The sequence below is a fragment of the Campylobacter sp. BCW_6465 genome (genome assembly GCF_001762815.1).
In the GTDB taxonomy this organism is placed as follows: Bacteria; Campylobacterota; Campylobacteria; order Campylobacterales; family Campylobacteraceae; genus Campylobacter_D; species Campylobacter_D jejuni.
In genome coordinates, this window is the sequence record NZ_MJXN01000058.1 from 1 (window position 1) to 1,331 (window position 1,331).

Genomic DNA, 1,331 nt, shown 5'->3' on the forward strand with positions numbered 1-1,331 from the left:
TAGGCTATAATTCTACTTTCACAAAAATCTTCATCCTAGATAAAGAAAAGCTCAATGATACCTATCTTGATACTAGAAAAAAGCTTTATAAATCTATCAATACTTTAAAAGAAAAAAGAAATGAAAAAATAAAAGATATCCAAGACTATTTAAATAAAGAAATTTCCTTACAAGATAATCTAAATAATCAAAGCTTTAATACTAAGGAAAATGATGTTAATTTAATTTTAAACGAAGTATTTAACAAGGTGCAACTATCGGATATGGACATCTTATAGGGCAAAATGAATGGGATTTGTATAAAAATGGTATTATTTTACAAGAAGCGGATAAATTGTTTAAAAGCGATTTGTTACCCTTTGAAAATGCTGTAAAAATTCAATAAACTCTTCCTTAGCACAGAACGAATTTGATGCCTTGGTTATATTATGTTTTAATATAGGGATTGATAATTTTAAAAATTCTTTTGTTGTTAAAATCATCAATGCAGAGAAAACGGGTTGCAAAACATTAAAGGAAGCTTGGATGGCGTGGAACAAAAGTCAAAATAAAGTAATGCGGGGGCTAATTAATAGGAGAAATGCTGAATATAAGCCTTACACTCAAGGAGGTTATGAAAAATGGTAATTTTTAAAAATATATTATTGTTTTTATTTTTTAGTACTTATTTGTTAGCGCAAGAGGATTTTACTCCACTAGAGCAATGTACCTATGAAAATGAAAAGTTTTGGATAAAAATTTTAAATCTATGTCCAGAGGGTAATATAACTTGTGATAAAGTTGTATATGTGGGTGTCAATAAAAATAATGGAAAATATATTGTCCTAAACGGTAAGTCTATTAGTGATGTAAATATGAATTTTAAAGGATATGTTTTTAAAAATGGTATTTATGAATATAATATTTTTAATAATTTTTTATATATTTCTAAAAACAAGCGGAATATACAAGAATATGGTCTGAAATTATGTGAAAAATAGACGCAACAAAGGCAACAAGCAACAACAAATACTAGAATATGTAAAAAGTTAAAAAGATGCAATAAGAATTACAAGAAGTTTTTAAAGTTATAAAAATCCTAATTAATGAAATCTTAGCTCCTAAATTTTACAACAAATACAAAGATTTAGAAGTAGAGATTGATGATAAGGGTAATGTGCTTAGATGGATAGGAGAGATTAATAGAGACAAAAAATATTAGCAAATAAAAAATGATATAATAATGCTTTATATAAGGAATCTTTTATGTTTATAAGTTCTAAAACAGAGTTAATTCAAACTATTAAAAATTTAACAATCAACAATAAAGAAGTTAAACAGATTGATTTTAT

2 protein-coding genes and 1 pseudogene are annotated in these 1,331 nt (G+C 25.4%); all 3 read left to right on the top strand.

Translation table 11 applies throughout. The features are described from left to right. Positions 1-278: pseudogene (locus AJ886_RS03780) on the top strand (hypothetical protein); the annotation flags it as partial. Between the two features lie 139 nt (positions 279-417). After that, positions 418-627, top strand: a complete 210-nt coding sequence (locus AJ886_RS11000; protein WP_410002315.1) for a glycoside hydrolase family protein — start codon at positions 418-420, stop codon at positions 625-627. Then, positions 621-980 carry a hypothetical protein gene (locus AJ886_RS03785; RefSeq protein ID WP_070282247.1) on the top strand — a complete coding sequence of 120 codons (360 nt, stop codon included), beginning with the start codon at positions 621-623 and terminating at the stop codon, positions 978-980. Before AJ886_RS11000 ends, AJ886_RS03785 begins: the two co-directional genes overlap by 7 nt. Positions 981-1,331: the final 351 nt, after the last annotated feature.